This is a genomic window from Azospirillum brasilense, assembly GCF_008365405.1.
Lineage (GTDB): Bacteria > Pseudomonadota > Alphaproteobacteria > Azospirillales > Azospirillaceae > Azospirillum > Azospirillum brasilense_D.
Genome location: NZ_QOKV01000016.1, coordinates 146,358 through 160,872 on the forward strand (window position 1 = coordinate 146,358; position 14,515 = coordinate 160,872).

At 69.2% G+C, this 14,515-nt stretch carries 15 protein-coding genes, 1 tRNA gene and 1 pseudogene; 9 read left to right on the forward strand and 8 right to left on the reverse strand.

The genetic code is table 11. From position 1 onward, the window contains the following. Window positions 1-110 precede the first annotated feature (110 nt). The 8 genes from cysE to DS837_RS22325 all read left to right on the forward strand — a co-directional run bounded on the left by cysE (window position 111) and on the right by DS837_RS22325 (window position 6,210). The gene (gene cysE, locus DS837_RS22290; RefSeq protein ID WP_149166751.1) at window positions 111-941 is read left to right on the forward strand and encodes a serine O-acetyltransferase; all 831 of its coding nucleotides are present in this window, start codon (window positions 111-113) and stop codon (window positions 939-941) included. Between the two features lie 77 nt (window positions 942-1,018). Continuing rightward, on the forward strand, window positions 1,019-1,501 hold the full coding sequence (locus DS837_RS22295; RefSeq protein WP_014239836.1) for an Rrf2 family transcriptional regulator: 483 nt from the start codon (window positions 1,019-1,021) through the stop codon (window positions 1,499-1,501). Between the two features lie 27 nt (window positions 1,502-1,528). Continuing rightward, window positions 1,529-2,641, forward strand: coding sequence for a cysteine desulfurase family protein (locus DS837_RS22300; RefSeq protein ID WP_149166752.1), 1,113 nt, complete (start codon window positions 1,529-1,531; stop codon window positions 2,639-2,641). Window positions 2,642-2,782: 141 nt separating this feature from the next. Continuing rightward, window positions 2,783-3,448, forward strand: coding sequence for a molecular chaperone DnaJ (locus DS837_RS22305; protein WP_149166753.1), 666 nt, complete (start codon window positions 2,783-2,785; stop codon window positions 3,446-3,448). A gap of 45 nt (window positions 3,449-3,493) precedes the next feature. Beyond that, entirely contained in the window at window positions 3,494-3,823 is a 330-nt protein-coding gene (locus DS837_RS22310) for a ferredoxin family 2Fe-2S iron-sulfur cluster binding protein (RefSeq protein ID WP_035672428.1), read from the forward strand. 138 nt (window positions 3,824-3,961) lie between these two features. Further along, on the forward strand, window positions 3,962-5,095 hold the full coding sequence (mnmA, locus tag DS837_RS22315; RefSeq protein ID WP_149166754.1) for a tRNA 2-thiouridine(34) synthase MnmA: 1,134 nt from the start codon (window positions 3,962-3,964) through the stop codon (window positions 5,093-5,095). Window positions 5,096-5,226: 131 nt separating this feature from the next. Next, window positions 5,227-5,301, forward strand: a tRNA-Met gene (locus DS837_RS22320). A 423-nt stretch (window positions 5,302-5,724) separates the two neighbouring features. After that, window positions 5,725-6,210 (forward strand): hypothetical protein, encoded by a 486-nt coding sequence (locus DS837_RS22325; protein ID WP_149166755.1) that lies wholly within the window; start codon window positions 5,725-5,727, stop codon window positions 6,208-6,210. A gap of 240 nt (window positions 6,211-6,450) precedes the next feature. Here the strand turns inward: DS837_RS22325 and DS837_RS22330 are convergent, their stop codons facing one another. From DS837_RS22330 to DS837_RS22355, 6 genes are all read right to left on the reverse strand, one after another. Beyond that, window positions 6,451-7,788, reverse strand: a complete 1,338-nt coding sequence (locus DS837_RS22330; protein ID WP_149166756.1) for an HlyD family type I secretion periplasmic adaptor subunit — start codon at window positions 7,786-7,788, stop codon at window positions 6,451-6,453. A 14-nt stretch (window positions 7,789-7,802) separates the two neighbouring features. Continuing rightward, on the reverse strand, window positions 7,803-9,542 hold the full coding sequence (locus DS837_RS22335; protein ID WP_149166757.1) for a type I secretion system permease/ATPase: 1,740 nt from the start codon (window positions 9,540-9,542) through the stop codon (window positions 7,803-7,805). An 82-nt stretch (window positions 9,543-9,624) separates the two neighbouring features. After that, a complete protein-coding gene (locus DS837_RS22340; RefSeq protein ID WP_145622308.1) occupies window positions 9,625-10,254 on the reverse strand; it encodes a calcium-binding protein in 630 nt (209 codons plus the stop codon). 178 nt (window positions 10,255-10,432) lie between these two features. Beyond that, window positions 10,433-10,777, reverse strand: coding sequence for an Atu4866 domain-containing protein (locus DS837_RS22345; RefSeq protein WP_149166758.1), 345 nt, complete (start codon window positions 10,775-10,777; stop codon window positions 10,433-10,435). Then, the gene (locus DS837_RS22350; RefSeq protein ID WP_149166759.1) at window positions 10,774-11,283 is read right to left on the reverse strand and encodes a carboxymuconolactone decarboxylase family protein; all 510 of its coding nucleotides are present in this window, start codon (window positions 11,281-11,283) and stop codon (window positions 10,774-10,776) included. Before DS837_RS22350 ends, DS837_RS22345 begins: the two co-directional genes overlap by 4 nt. Before the next feature lie 25 nt (window positions 11,284-11,308). Beyond that, on the reverse strand, window positions 11,309-12,040 hold the full coding sequence (locus tag DS837_RS22355; RefSeq protein WP_149166760.1) for an SDR family oxidoreductase: 732 nt from the start codon (window positions 12,038-12,040) through the stop codon (window positions 11,309-11,311). A 108-nt stretch (window positions 12,041-12,148) separates the two neighbouring features. On the opposite strand from DS837_RS22355, the gene DS837_RS22360 reads away from it, so the two are divergent. Then, on the forward strand, window positions 12,149-13,057 hold the full coding sequence (locus tag DS837_RS22360; protein WP_149166761.1) for a LysR family transcriptional regulator: 909 nt from the start codon (window positions 12,149-12,151) through the stop codon (window positions 13,055-13,057). Between the two features lie 9 nt (window positions 13,058-13,066). Here DS837_RS22360 and DS837_RS22365 read toward each other — a convergent pair whose 3' ends face one another. Together DS837_RS22365 and DS837_RS33140 are read right to left on the reverse strand one after the other, a co-directional pair. After that, the gene (locus tag DS837_RS22365; protein WP_149166762.1) at window positions 13,067-13,813 is read right to left on the reverse strand and encodes an SAM-dependent methyltransferase; all 747 of its coding nucleotides are present in this window, start codon (window positions 13,811-13,813) and stop codon (window positions 13,067-13,069) included. A gap of 316 nt (window positions 13,814-14,129) precedes the next feature. Beyond that, window positions 14,130-14,515: pseudogene (locus DS837_RS33140) on the reverse strand (calcium-binding protein); the annotation flags it as partial.

Genomic DNA, 14,515 nt, shown 5'->3' on the forward strand with positions numbered 1-14,515 from the left:
CATGGAATTTTCGCACACAATTCTTGACCGTTTTGCTTGGTCATCATATATGCGTCGATGCGTCCTTAAAGGGCAACCCGCGCGACCGGCGAGGCACGGGTCGAGGGCTCTTGCGAAAGATCACCTCTTCCGGCAAGAGGGCGGACTATACCACGGCGGGTGTTCCGGTGTTCAAGCATCTTCGCGAAGAGATCGACGGTATCATGGCCCGCGACCCGGCCGCGCGGTCACGGGCCGAGGTCGCTCTGTGCTATCCGGGCTTCCACGCCATCGTCATGCACCGCGTCGCGCGCTATTGCTGGGATCGCCGCTGGCACCTGATGGCGCGCGCCGTCTCGCAGATCGCCCGCGCGCTGACCGGCATCGAGATCCATCCGGGCGCCACCATCGGGCGCCGCTTCTTCATCGACCACGGCATGGGCGTCGTCATCGGCGAAACCGCCGAGATCGGCGACGACGTGATGCTCTATCACGGGGTGACGCTGGGCGGCACCTCGTTGAACCAGGGCAAGCGCCACCCCACGCTGGAAAGCGGCGTGATCGTCGGGGCCGGGGCCAAGGTGCTGGGCGCCATCACCATCGGGCGCGGCGCCCGCGTCGGCGCCAACGCCGTCGTGGTGGCGGACGTGGCGCCGGGCATCGCGGTGGTCGGCATCCCGGCCAAGGCGGTGGTGACGCGCGACCGCGTCGAGACGCAGAAGTTCATGCCCTACGGCACGCCTTGCGGCGACATCCCCGATCCGGTGGCGCGCGCGCTGAACGGCCTGCTCGATCAGGTGTCGACTCTGCGCCGGCGCGTCGAGGAACTGGAATCGGAGCGCGGCGACGCGCATAATTCATCCGTATACGAAACATCGGGCGTTCCCAACGGGACCGCCCGGCCCGACAATGGGGTGCGCGAACCGGTGTCCGTCGAGAGCGGTCCGGCGGCGTCCTGTTGAACCAAACACAAACACGAGGCTTGGCGCCGATCCGCTGGACGGTCGGGCCGGGGTGAAGGAAGGGTAAGGAGGGTAAAATGAGACTCAGCACCAAGGGACGCTATGCCGTCATGGCCATGGTCGATCTTGCTGCCACCAGCCAGGGGAGCCCCGTCGCCCTTGCCGACATCGCCGACCGGCAGGAGATTTCGCTCTCCTATCTGGAGCAGCTGTTCGCCAAGCTGCGCAAGGGCGGTCTGGTCAAGAGCGTGCGCGGCCCCGGCGGCGGCTATCTGCTGGCCCATCCGGCGGACGCGACGCGGGTGTCCGACATCATCCTGGCGGTGGACGAGCCGATCCGCACGACCCGCTGCGCCAACGGGACGCCGCAGGGCTGCCGGACCAACCGCTCGCGCTGCCTGACCCACGACCTGTGGGAGGAGCTGGGCAACCAGATCCACATGTATCTCAGTTCGGTCACCGTGGCCGACGTGGTGGAGCGCCGGATCATCGGCACCAGCAGCCTGACCATCCGCGGACCGCAGCCGGCGGACGAGGGTGCCGCGGTCGCGGCGGAGTAAGGGAGCGCCCTCCGGCTCTTCGCTCCGATGACCCGCGTCTATCTCGACCACAACGCCTCGGCGCCTCTGAAGCCGACGGTGAAGACGGCGATGATCCAGGCCATGGATCTCGCCGGCAATCCGTCGTCGGTGCACGGCTTCGGCCGCAAGGTCCGCCGCGCGGTGGAGGAGGCGCGCGCCCAGGTCGCCGCCCTGGCCGGGGTGCGGCCGGCCCAGGTCTTCTTCACCGGCAGCGGGACGGAAGCCAACAATCTGGCGCTGCGCGGCTTTCCGGGCCGGCAAGTCGTGACCTCCGCCATCGAGCATGATTCGGTGCTGGAGGCGGTGCCCGGCGCCGCCCGCCTCCCGGTGAGCCGCGACGGTGTCGCGGACCTCGCCGCGCTCGACCGGATGCTTGCCGACGGGCACGGTCCCGCGCTGGTCTCCCTGATGCTCGCCAACAACGAGACCGGCGTGATCCAGCCGGTGGCCGAGGCGGCGCGGATCGCTCATGCCCATGGCGCGCTGTTTCATTGCGACGCCGTTCAGGCGGCGGGGCGCTTGGCCCTCGACCTCGGGGCGCTTGGCGCCGACCTGCTAACCCTGTCGGCCCACAAGATCGGCGGTCCCGCCGGGGTGGGCGCGCTGATCCTCGCCGACGGGCTGGAGCCGGAGGCGCTGATCCGCGGCGGCGGGCAGGAGAAGCGCCGCCGCGCCGGGACCGAAAACGTCGTCGGTATCGCCGGCTTCGGCGCTGCCGCACGCCTCGCGCGGGAGGAGCTTCCCGACAGCGCCCGCCTGACCGCCCTGCGCGACGCGCTGGAGGCTTCGGCGCTCGCCGCCGTTCCCGGCGCGCGGGTGATGGGGTCCGGCGCGGCGCGGGTCGGCAACACCAGCAACCTGCTGCTGCCCGGCGTGGCGGGGGAGACGCAGGTGATGGCGCTGGACCTCGCCGGGGTGGCGGTCAGCGCCGGCTCGGCCTGCTCCAGCGGAAAGGTGAAGCCCTCCCACGTCCTGGCAGCCATGGGCGAGGACGCCGGGGATGCCGCCTGTGCCATCCGGATCAGCCTGGGCTGGGACAGCGACGACGCGGCGGTGGAGCGTTTCGCCGCCGCCTACGCCGCGATGGCGGCAAGGCTGGCCCGTGCCCCTGCGGCGTAATCGCCTCTCCATGACCTCCACCTCCCGCCGCGGTCCGTGTAAGGTTGCGCGGCGCCCCGCTTCTGGGTATCACCCGGCCGAAGGGACGGCGATCCGCCGCTCTTACGGCCGACCTGTGCAGCGTTTCAACGGACGGCAAGCATGACGACATCCGATTCCGGCCCGCCGCGCTTTCCCAAGGGAGAGGCTCCCAAGGGCATCGCCGGGACCATCGACGGCGATCTGGAGCCATGCTGGATGTGCGGCCGTTCGGTCGCGGCGCGCGCGATGTTCTGCCATTCCTGCGGCGCGGTGCAGGCGCCGCGCGCGCTCGACCATTTCACCCGGCTGGGGCTGGAGCGCCGCTTCGACATCGAGCCGGAGGCTCTGGCCCGCCAGCACGCCGGCTTCTCCCGCGCCATGGACCCGGAGCGCTTCGCCGCCCGCGGCGCGCGGCAGCAGGCCAACGCCCGCGCTCAGGCCGACGCCCTGGGCGAAGCCTATGAGACGCTGCACGACCCGGTGCGCCGCGCCCGCTATCTGCTGGACCTGCTGGACGCCCCCGCCGTCGCCCTGTCGGCGGAGGAGGACGAGGAGGTGACGGCGCTGGCGGACCGGCTGGACGGCGCCCCGGATGTCTCCACGGTGGACCGGCTGGCCCAGGACATCGGGCAGCGCGTGGAAAGTTGCATCAAGTATCTTGCCATTGCCTTCCGCAACGGGCAGACCGACAACGCCGCGCGCATCCTCGCGCGGCTGGAGCGGTTGGAGGCGCTGGCGGCCGAATCCCGGACGCGGCGCTCCAGCCTTGCCCCGACGTCACCCTAACCATCGCCACCGCACACCGACGCCTTTGTTCAGGAGAGCACCCCAATGCCCAAGATGACCTTCATCGAGCCGAACGGCACCCGCCACGAGGTGGACGCCCCGCTCGGCCTGTCCGTGCTCGAGGTCGCGCACAAGCACGGCCTGGACCTGGAAGGCGCCTGCGAGGGCTCGCTGGCCTGCTCGACCTGCCACGTCATCGTGGAGCCGGAGTGGTTCGACGTGCTGAACGAGGCCTCGGAGGACGAGGAGGACATGCTCGACCTCGCCTTCGGCCTGACCAAGACCTCGCGCCTGGGCTGCCAGATCATCATCAGCGAGGAACTGGACGGTTTGGCCGTGCGCCTTCCCGGCGGCACCAACAACGCCATGCGCTGACGCACCGCCGCGGCGCCTTGCGGGGTCGCCGCGGTCCGCACCCGCCACCGGGGAAGCGGCGCGCCAGCCCGCTCGCGGGCGCGGCGCCCCTGGTTCTCCGGTGGTGAATTTTTTGGGAACCGGCCCATATAGGGCGCCATGATCTCCTACGCCAACTCCCTCGGCATCGCCAAGCGTCCCCAGGACACCCGCGTGGTCGTCGCCATGTCCGGCGGCGTCGATTCCTCCGTCACCGCCGCCGTTCTGCGGGAGGAGGGCTACGACGTGGTCGGCATCACGCTCCAGCTCTACGACCACGGCATCGCCCTGCAGAAGCCGGGCGCCTGCTGCGCCGGGCAGGACATCTACGACGCCCGCCAAGTGGCCGACCGCATCGGCATCCCGCATTATGTACTGGATTACGAGGGCAAGTTCTCCCAGGACGTGATCGACGACTTCGCCGACACCTATCTGCGCGGCGAGACGCCGATTCCCTGCGTGCGCTGCAACCAGCGGGTCAAGTTCCGCGACCTGCTGAACACCGCCCGCGACCTCGGCGCCGACGCCCTGGCGACCGGCCATTACGTGCGCCGCGTCCAGGGGGCGGCGGGGGCGGAGCTGCACCGCGCCATCGATCCCGGACGCGACCAGAGCTACTTCCTGTTCGCCACGACGCGCGAGCAGCTGGAGTTCCTGCGCTTCCCGCTGGGCGGCCTGACCAAGCCGGAGACCCGCGCGCTGGCCGAGCGCCACGGGCTGGAGGTGGCGGCCAAGCCGGACAGCCAGGACATCTGCTTCGTCCCCAACGGCTCCTACGCCGACGTGGTGGCGAAGCTGCGCCCCGGCTCGGTCGAGCCCGGTGACATCGTCCACGTCGACGGGCGCGTCCTGGGCCGCCACCGCGGCGTGGTTCATTACACCGTGGGCCAGCGCAAGGGGCTGGGCATCGGCGGCATCCGGGGCGAGGAGGAGCCGCTGTTCGTCGTGCGCCTGGAGCCCGGCCAGCGCCGCGTCGTCGTCGGCCCGCGCCGCGAGCTGGCGCGCCGTGTGGTGACGATCCGCGAGGTCAACTGGCTCGGCCCCGCCCTAGTCCCCGGCGAGGGGCTGGAGGTGGAGGTGAAGCTCCGCTCCGCCCAGCCGCCGGCTCCGGCGGTGTGGCGGCTGGGTGCGGACGGCACCGCGCAGGCCGAACTGCACGAGCCGCAATACGGCGTCGCCCCCGGCCAAGCCTGCGTCGTCTACCAGGGCGACCGGGTGCTGGGCGGCGGCTGGATCGCCGGAACGGGAGCCTGACGAAAACTTCGCAAAAGGTGAAATTTCGGCGTTGACACCCCGCTTCCCCTGGAATACATAAGCGGCCCCGGCACGAACCGCGGCGGCCAACACCGAAACGGACCGCGCTGGGAGATGATGGTAAGCACGATGGCAGCGTAGCTCAGTGGTAGAGCAGGGGAATCATAATCCCTTGGTCGGGGGTTCAAATCCCTCCGCTGCTACCATCATGAAGGCCAGTCAATCCAACGGATTGGCTGGCCTTTTTCATTTTGCGTTCCTCTCCGCGGAGAGCAGTTGGACAACCGGTTAGAAGCCTTCACTGCCGCCGCTGTTCCGCGCGTGTTCCAGTTTGGTGATCGGCGACGTTGCCGGCACTTCCGGTCCGTCTCCTTGGCGCGGTGTTCGACTGCCGCGTCCTCACGTGGTTCTTCTGCTGGAGGCTTTCGCCATTGGGTTGGCCTCCAAATCGTTCGCATTATCTGAAATTTGGTGTATTCATAACCTCCCGTTCTACTAAAGGAGGTTGAGCGTTGAAGTGCGTCTCTTTGTTCGCTGCTGCTGCGGCCGTCACTTTGCTTTTGAGCGGGTGCCAAACGAAGCCGACTCAGCAAACGACACGGTCGCTTACCACTTATCGAGTGGCGGGAGTGTCCTATGAAGAAGTTGCCGCAGCGGTTACAAAGGGGCTTCAAGGGACGAATGCCGATTCGGTTAAGATCGACCGTAGCTTTCCCCCAGCTCAACTGGCAGCTCAACCCGCTCGCCTTGAGTTGAAAAGCCCATTCTCGGGTAGCAAGCTGGGTGCACTTGCCGAGGCTTCGGGAAGTCGCATTCAGGTGCCAAGCTGCCAGGATGCTCCATACATCGCGACTGGCGCTGATAAAAGCATGGCCGGTTATGGTGAAAGCACGGGTTACTATGTGTGTCTTTGGCCGTACAAAGATGGCGTGAGCCTCGATATGTTCACGAGCTTCTCTATCCAGTCCGGTGGTATCGCAAACATCGGCACTGATCTCGCCCGCTCTGTTGCTGGCGATAGCAGTCAATTCATTCAGCGCTCCATTGACGCTGTGCTTGAAAACGTTCGGGCAACGGGCGCTTTCGTGGAAAAGGTTAGCGAACTTAAAGCCTGAAGCCCGTTCAGAGTGCGGATCGGAACCTCTCCCGAGCCAAGCAAGCGCAGCGGCTTGAGGCCATCGAGGCGGGGTTTTGATCCGCACCCTTATCGGACCTCGGTCGGAATCAGTCAGGGGTTCAGGAAAAGCCAGTGGTTTGACATGACCGAACCGGGGGCTTCGACCGGCGTTCCCGGTGTATGGCCGGGCGTGCTGATCGCCTCGCTGCTGACGTCGATGGTGGGCAACGCCTTCTCCTCAATCCTCCGTCAGCGCATGGGCCATGGCGTCCTGCAACGGCGCCAGCACATAGTCGATGGCCCGGCGCTGGCCCGTGGCGATCAGCACGTCGGCGGGCATGCCCGGATGCAGGGCCGCCGGGCCGATGCGCTCCAGCGCGCCGGGCAGAGGGCGGATGCGGGCCACGAAGTAGGGGGCGTGGGTCGTCGGGTCGGTCAGGCGGTCGGCGGAAACGTCCACGACGGTGGCGTCGATCGATGGCGTGCGGCGGGGCTTGAAGGCGCTGAGGCGGACCTGAGCGGTCTGGCCGGCCTTCACCACGTCGATGTCCAGCGGGTCGATGCGCGCCTCGATGGTCGGCGGGCCGCTGTCCGGCACGATGTCCATCAGCGGCTCGCCCGGCTTCACCACGCCGCCGACGGTGAAGACGGTCAGCCCAACCACGCGGCCCGGAACGGGGGCGCGGATCTCCGTGCGCTCCACCGCGTCGCGGGCGGCCTTCAGACGGGCGGCGGTCTGGTCCAGGGCGTTCTGCGCCTCCTCCATCTCCGCGGCGATGTCGGAGCGGCGGGCCGTCTCCTTGGCGTGGAGCTGGGTGTCGGCGACCGTCACCGCCTGCTCGGCCAGCAGGGCGCGGGCGTGGGATTGATCGCGGGTGCCGGCCAGGTCGGCCATGGCGCGCTTCAACGACAGGACCCGCAGCTTGCGTTCCAGCCCCTTGTTGAAGAGGTCGAGCACACCGGCCAACTCCTCCTCGATGTAGACGATCTGCTCCGCCGCCGCGCGTTCCTGGGCGCGGTGGGCGGTCACCTCGCGCTCGGCCTGCAGGCGCTGTTCGCGCAGCACGGCCATGTCGCCATCGTGGCGGGTCCAGCGGGAGGCGAACAGCTGCTGCTGCACGGCCAGGGCGCGCCGGGCGGCGGCGCTTCCATCCACCAGCTCCGCCGGGACGGAGAAGGCGCGCTGGCCGGCGTATTCGGCGCGCAGGCGGGCCATGCGGACCAGGGCAGCGGCCTGTTCGGTGGACAGCTCCTCCAGGGTGGCGCGGCTCTGCGTCCCCTCCAGGCGGAGCAAGGGCTGGCCGGCGGCCACCGTGTCGCCGTCGCGCACCGCCAGTTCGGCGACGATGCCGCCCTCCAGATGCTGAATGGTCTTGCGGTTGCCGTCCACCACCACCGTGCCCGGCGCATGGGCGGCGCTGTCCAGCGGGGCGAGGAAGCCCCAGCCGAGCCCGGCGCCCAGCGCCAGGGCGATCACCGCGCAGCCCGCCCGCACCGCTCCGCCGATGGAGGGCTCGGCGCGGCGCGGCTCCGCCGGGATGGAGCTTCGGCCCAGCAGCGTGTCGATCGTCGTCATCTCGACATCTCCAATCAAAGGGTTGCAGTCGCCGGCTGCGGGGTGGCGGCGCCCAGCCGCCGGACCATCTCGGCCCGTGTGGCGGTCTGGTCGATCATGCCGTCGCGCAGCACGACGATGCGGTCCACCGCGTCGAGGACGCAGCGGCGGTGGGCGATCACCACCACGGCGGCGCCGCCGGCCTTGGCCTCGGCGATGGCGCGCAGCAGCGCCGCCTCGCCGGCTTGGTCCAGGTTCGCGTTTGGCTCGTCGAGAACGAGCAGGCGGGGATCGCCGTAGAGGGCGCGGGCGAGCGCGATGCGCTGCCTCTGCCCGCCGGACAGCAGGGCGCCGCCTTCGCCGATCGCCGTCCGGTAGCCGTCGGGGAGTCGGCCGATCATCTCATGCACGCCGGCCCGCCGCGCCGCCGCGGTGACCAGCGCAGGGTCGGGCTCGCCCAGCCGGGCGATGGCGTCCTCCACGGTGTCGCCGAGCAGGCCGACGCCCTGCGGCAGATAGCCGACATGGCGCCCGCAGTCGTCGCGGTGCCAGCGCCACACATTGTGGCCGTCGAGATAGACGCCGCCCTGGGTCGGCTCCAGCACGCCGACCAGCAGCCGGGCCAGCGTGGACTTGCCCGCCGCCGAGGGGCCGACGATGCCCACCGCCTCGCCCGGCTCCACCGAGAAGGAGAGGCCGCGCAGCGTCGGCCGGTCGGACCCCGGCGGGACGTAGGTCACGCGGTCCAGCAGCAGGGAGCCGCTGGGGCGGGGCAGGGGGACGCCCGGCGCGGGCGCCGCGTCCGCCGTGAACAGGCCGCGCAGGCGGCGCAGGCTCTCGCGGGCCGAGGACCAGTTCCGCCAGGAGTCGATCAGCTGCTCGAAGGGCGCCAGCGCGCGGCCCATCAGGATGGAGGCGGCCAGCATGCTGCCCGGCGACACCTGCCGGTCGAGCACCAGCATCGTGCCGGCGGCGAGGATCGCCACCTGGGCGGTCATCCGGCAGACCTTGGCGAGCGAGGCGACGGCCTGCGCCCGTCCCGCGGTCTGGTTGACCAGCCGCAGGTGATCGTCCTGAACCGTCTGCCAGCGGCGCCGCAGATTGCCCATCATGCCCATGGCGGCGACGGCCTCCACGCCGTGCGACGCCGCCTCGACCTCGGCGCCGTGGCGGCACAGCGCGCGGTTGGCCTCCGCCGCACCCGGCATGGTCAGCATGCGGCCGAGCAGGCTCACCCCGACCAGACAGAGGATGCTGCCGCCGCAGACGAGACCGTAGAGCGGGTGGATCAGCGTCAGGAACAGCAGGAAGACAAGGCTGAGTGCCGCGTCGAGCGGTGCGGTGAGGCTCGGCCCGGACAGGAACTGGCGCAGTTCGTTGAGGTCACGCAGCACCTGGGCCGGGCGGCTGGCGCCGCCGCGCAGCAGGCCGCCCATCGACGCTTCCAGCGCGTCCATGGTCAGGCTGCGCGCCGCGAGATGCCCCATGGCCTGGGTCAGCCGCCCGCGGATCGCCTCGACCAGCCCGAACACGGCGAAGCAGCCCAGCGCCAGCAGCGACAGGGCCACCAAGGTCTCCACGCTGCGGCTGCCCAGAACGCGGTCGTAGACCTGCATCGTGTAGAGCGGCATCGCCAGTTGAATGAGAGCGAGGAAGACGCTGAATCCGCCCGCGGCGGCAAGGCCGGTGGCGATGCGCCGACGGATCGCGCGCAGGGTGGGCGGGTGGGCGGATGGGCCGGTGGATGGGCTGCGGCGGGATTCCCGTGCGGCCATGGGAAGGGCGCTCCTGTCGTCCGGAGAAGGGAAAGGGGCGCGCCGGGAAGGACGGCGCGCCCGGGGACCTTGGTCAGACGGGTCAGTAGAAGGAGATGTCGCCCATCGGGTTGTCGCCCTTCACGATCAGGTCGTGATAGCCGGTGTCGTTCGCCGCGTTCCACGTGACGACGTAATTGCCGTCCTTCTGCCAGATGCTGTATTGGCCGTCGGCGGGCGCGCTGGTCGAGCCGGCGTAGCTGTAGCTGCCCTTCAGCCAGATCTGGTCCTCGTCCTTGAAGTCGGTGATGGTGTCGGCGTTGCCGGCGTAGATGTCGCCGCTGTCCTTCGTCTCGAAGAAGAACCAGTCGGCCCCGGCCCCGCCGGTCATTTGGTCCTTGCCCATGCCGCCGTAGAGGTCGTCGAAGGTGTCGCCGCCGCTCAGCGTATCGTTGCCCTCGCCGCCGTAGAGCTTGTCGTACCCGCTCTCGCCGTAGAGCTGGTCATTGCCGCTGCCGCCATAGAGCGTGTCGGTGCCGTAATAGCCCATCAGCAGGTCGTTGCCCGACTCGCCGTAGAGCACGTCGTTGCCGTTCCAGCCGTCCAGCGTGTCGTTGCCGGACCAGCCGAGGATGGTGTCGTTGCCGTCGTAACCCTGCACGTAGTCATTGCTGACGCCGTACTTGATCATGTCGAGATAGTCGGCGTTGTTGGTGCCATAGACGTTTGCCATTGATGCGTTTCCTTCGGATCAGGGGATTGTGCCATGCAGGGGGAGGCGTGTTCTTCGGCGTTCCTTTTGCTGGTTCGTTCCGAAGACCTCGCCCTTGCACAGCCATTCTTCCCGGATCGGGCATCCGGCACTGTTGTCCACTTCACAATTTTGAAAAGGAGGGAAAAAGAACCGGCGGTCAGCGCCGCCGGTGCAGGATCATCCCGCCATGGTGCAGCACCCCGTCGATGAAGTCGCCGTCGGCGGTGAAGCCGGTGTCGTCCCAATAGTCGATGTGGTCGCCTGTGACCTCGTAGCGGCCCTGATACGCCTTCTCCCGGTTGCCCCGCGCCTCGACGTAGCGGTTGTTGGGGAGAAGCTCGTGGCGGACGTGGCCGTCCTCGGTCACCCACAGGCCGGCATAGGGGTGATCCGCTTGCGTGACTTCGGGACGGTTGGCGGTCTGGGCCAGCGCCTTGCGGTCGGGCAGGGCCTCAGCGCCGGAGGCGAGCAGGGCGGCGGTCAAAACGACGGCGCGTTTCATGGCGTGCCTCCTTCCGACGGGCGGCGTTCGGCGAACAGCTCCGACAGGGTGCGTGCGGCGGAGATCGCGCGGGGAAAGCCCGCCGGGACGGTCACTATGTAGACGATCTCCTTCAACTCGTCCTCGGAGACGCCGGCGTTGAGCGCGTAGCCGGCGTGGATCTTCATGAAGGCCGTCTCGCCGATGGCGGCGAAGGCGGCGACCGCGGCCAACTGGCGGGTCCGCGTGTCCAGCCCCGGCCGGGACCAGACGTCGCCCAGCGCGTAGGCCTCGGTGGCCTCCGCCAGAAAGGGGAACTCCTCGCGCATCCGCTCCAGGGTGGGCTGGGGCTGGCCGTTGTTCAGGCGGCTGATCACCTCGCCGCCGCGCTTGGCGCGCTCCTCCGTGGTCAGGGCGCTGGCCAGGGCGGGGGCGGGCATCGCCGGAACCGCGGCGAGGAGCCCCGCCGCGACGAGGGTGCGCAGGCGCGCGGGGGGACGGCCTAGGGTGTCGGTGCCGTGGGTCATGCTCACATCCTCCTCGATGACTGGCTCAGTGGCTGGCCGTGGGACGGACCACGATCTCGTTGGTGTCGACGTCGTCCGGCTGCTCGATGGCGTGCAGGATGGCCCGCCCGATGGCGTCCGGTTTGATGGAGACGGCGCGGTAGCTCCGCATCAGCTCCTCGGCTTCCGGGTCGGTGATGGTGTGGGCCAGCTCCGATTCCACGACGCCGGGGCAGACGCAGGTGACGCGCAGCCGCTCGTTCTCTTGGCGCAGCCCGTCGGAAATGGCCCGCACCGCGTATTTCGTCGCGCAGTAGACGGCGGCGGTCGGCGACACGGCGAGCGCCCCGATGGAGGCGATGTTGATGATCTGGCCAAAGCCCTGGCCGTTCATGACCGGCAGCACGGCGGCGATGCCGTAGAGGACGCCGCGGATGTTCACGTCGATCATGCGGTCCCATTCCTCGACCTTCAGCGAGGCCATGGGGGACAGCGGCATGACCCCGGCGTTGTTGACCAGCACGTCGATGCGCCCGAACCGCTCCTGCGCGAAGGCGGCGAAGGCCGCCATCTCCTCGCGGCTCGTCACGTCCAGCGCGCGGATCTCGGCGGTTCCGCCTCCGGCCCGGATGTCAGCGGCCAGGGATTCCAGCCGGTCCGTCCGGCGGGCGCCGAGCACCAGCTTCGCCCCGGCGGCGCCGAGGACGCGGGCGGTGCCTTCGCCGATGCCGCTGGAGGCGCCGGTGATGAGAATCGTCTTGTCGGTGATCGCGGTCATGTCGTGCTCCCTTCCGTCGATCGTTGCGGTGACGGAGAAAAAGCTATGATCCGGCGGCCGATAGTTCGAGTTGCCAATCGTGAATGAGCTGGTTAGCATCTCTAACCAATGAGCGATCCCTTCGAAGGCATGGCGGCGTTTCTGGCGGTGGCCGAGACGCTCAATTTCCGCCGGGCGTCCGAGCGCCTGGGCGTCACCCGCTCCGCCGTCAGCCAGGCGGTCCGTCGGCTGGAGGACCGCATCGGCGTGCCGCTTCTCCAGAGGACGACGCGCAGCGTCCGGCTGACCGACGCGGGTGCGCATCTGCTCGCCGCGACGCGGCCGGCGCTGGCGGAGATCGGCACGGCGCTGGAGGTCATCGCTTCGGCGCACGGGGCGCCGGGCGGCACGCTGCGGCTGGCCGTCTCGTCCATCGCGGAAAGCATTTTGGAAGGCGAGGCGCTCGCCGGCTTCCTGGCCGCCCACCCATCGGTCGGCGTCGACATCCTGGTGACCGACGAGGAGTTCGACATCGTCGCGGCGGGTTTCGACGCGGGTGTCCGGCTGGGCGAGGCCATCGAGCAGGACATGATCGCGGTGCCGGTCTCCGCCCCGCAGCGGCAGTTGGTGGTGGCCTCACCCGCCTATCTGGCGCAGGCCGGCCGCCCCGCCCATCCGCGCGATCTCCTCGCCCACCGCTGCATCGGCTGGCGTCCGGCGCCGGATGTGGCGCCCTACCGCTGGGAGTTCACCGAGGACGGCCGCGACTTCGACATCGCGGTGAATCCGCGGGCCGCGACCAACGACATGGGAATGATGGTCCGGCTGGCCCTGGCCGGCGCCGGGCTCACCTGCGGCATGGAGGAAACCTTCCGGCCCCATCTGGAGAGCGGCGCGCTGGAAACGGTCCTGGAGGATTTCTGCCCGCCCTTTGCCGGCTTTCACCTTTACTACCCAAGCCGCCGGACGGTGCCGCCACGGCTGCGCGCCCTCATCGACCATCTGCGGGCGCGGAACGGAGCGTCACGTCACGATTGAGGCAAGGCGCTACCGCGGCATCAGCGCGAACACGCCCCAGCCCAGATGGTCCCGCGTGTGGGTGGCGTAGCGCACCGGTTCCGAAGTCAGTTTGGCTCGAACGTCCTCCGCGAGGTCGTCGCCGGGATTGGCGTCCAGCCAGCGGCGCATGGTCAGCCATTTGGCGGCTTCGTAGCGGTCCCAGCCGTCCTGGTCGGCCAGAACCATCTCGACGACGTCGCAGCCAAGGCGGCCGAAGGACGCGAGAAGCGCCGGGAGCGTGAGGAAATCGGAGATGGCGTTGGCGAGGCACCCCTTGGCAACGTCGTCCGTCGGTGGCAGCTGCCGCCAGTAGGGTTCGCCGATGAGGATGATCCCTCCGGCGCGCAGGCTCCGCGTCAGCAGCTCGACCGTACCGGCGACACCCCCGGCGATCCAGGTGGCACCGACACAGGCGGCCACATCGACCTTCTCGTCGGAGACGTATCCGGCGGCATCGCCATGGATGAACGCGACCCGATCGGCGACCCCGAGTTCGACGGCACGGAGCTTCGCTTGCTCGGTGAACAACCGGCTCATGTCGATGCCGGTACCGGTGATGCCGTGATCGCGTGCCCAACTGCACAGCATCTCCCCCGAACCGCTGCCGAGGTCGAGCATCCGGGCTCCCGATTCCAGACGCAGCGCGGCGCCGAGGGTGGCGAGCTTTTCCGGTGTGATCGGGTTGTGAATGCGGTGCGCGCTTTCACTGATGGTGAATATTCGGGGGATGTCCACTTTGGAAGACGTCCTTGAGCGAATGCGAAGAGTGGGCGGACCCGCGTCGGCACGAACGCTGCGGTCCGGTGAGCGAAGGTGGTGGAGCGATGACCGCGCGGGCCTGAAGGATAACCCGCGCGGTCGCGTCTCAACAAGTTCTCATCATGGTTGTGCGGAGTTCGGCGCTTGAACCGGCCCTCCGCTTCCGGAAGCCAACCCCACAGCTTGCGGCTCGCATCGCAACGCCCTGCCGCCGGAAACGGAAACGGCGGGTGCCGAAGCCCGAAGCCCGAAGGCCCCGGCACCCGCCGTTCTGTCTGGTGTTTATGTCTCCTCAGCCGAACCAGGCGGCGACGTTTCCGGTCTGGCCGAGGATGGTGATGCGGGCGCCGGAGCCGATGTCGAGGGTGGTGTTTCCGCCCTCCACCCGGGCCGAGCGGATCACCGCGCCGAGGTCGATGCCCGCCTCGTGGAAGGCCAGACGGTCGACCCCGACCTGGAAGTCCATCACCACCGACCCGCCCGAGTTGCGCCCGAAGGCGAACAGGTCCGCGCCGCCGCCGCCCCACAGCGTGTCCGCACCGCCGTCGGCAAACAGCACGTCGTTGCCGGCCCCGCCGTTCAGCAGGTCGTCGCCCGCTCCGCCGAACAGCGTGTCGTCGCCGTCCTCGCCCAGCAGCGTGTCGTCGCCGTCGCCGCCGCTGGCCAGGTCGTCGCCCT

Excerpts from the sequence above, each read along its gene's own strand:
- mnmA (WP_149166754.1), top strand. The coding sequence starts at position 3,962 with ATGATCTCCTACGCCAACTCCCTCGGCATCGCCAAGCGTCCCCAGGAC.
- DS837_RS22295 (WP_014239836.1), top strand. The coding sequence starts at position 1,019 with ATGAGACTCAGCACCAAGGGACGCTATGCCGTCATGGCCATGGTCGAT.
- DS837_RS22345 (WP_149166758.1), bottom strand. The coding sequence starts at position 10,777 with ATGAAACGCGCCGTCGTTTTGACCGCCGCCCTGCTCGCCTCCGGCGCT.
- DS837_RS22355 (WP_149166760.1), bottom strand. The coding sequence starts at position 12,040 with ATGACCGCGATCACCGACAAGACGATTCTCATCACCGGCGCCTCCAGC.
- DS837_RS22350 (WP_149166759.1), bottom strand. The coding sequence starts at position 11,283 with ATGACCCACGGCACCGACACCCTAGGCCGTCCCCCCGCGCGCCTGCGC.
- DS837_RS22360 (WP_149166761.1), top strand. The coding sequence starts at position 12,149 with ATGAGCGATCCCTTCGAAGGCATGGCGGCGTTTCTGGCGGTGGCCGAG.
- DS837_RS22335 (WP_149166757.1), bottom strand. The coding sequence starts at position 9,542 with ATGGCCGCACGGGAATCCCGCCGCAGCCCATCCACCGGCCCATCCGCC.
- DS837_RS22305 (WP_149166753.1), top strand. The coding sequence starts at position 2,783 with ATGACGACATCCGATTCCGGCCCGCCGCGCTTTCCCAAGGGAGAGGCT.
- DS837_RS22300 (WP_149166752.1), top strand. The coding sequence starts at position 1,529 with ATGACCCGCGTCTATCTCGACCACAACGCCTCGGCGCCTCTGAAGCCG.
- DS837_RS22310 (WP_035672428.1), top strand. The coding sequence starts at position 3,494 with ATGCCCAAGATGACCTTCATCGAGCCGAACGGCACCCGCCACGAGGTG.
- DS837_RS22330 (WP_149166756.1), bottom strand. The coding sequence starts at position 7,788 with ATGACGACGATCGACACGCTGCTGGGCCGAAGCTCCATCCCGGCGGAG.
- DS837_RS22340 (WP_145622308.1), bottom strand. The coding sequence starts at position 10,254 with ATGGCAAACGTCTATGGCACCAACAACGCCGACTATCTCGACATGATC.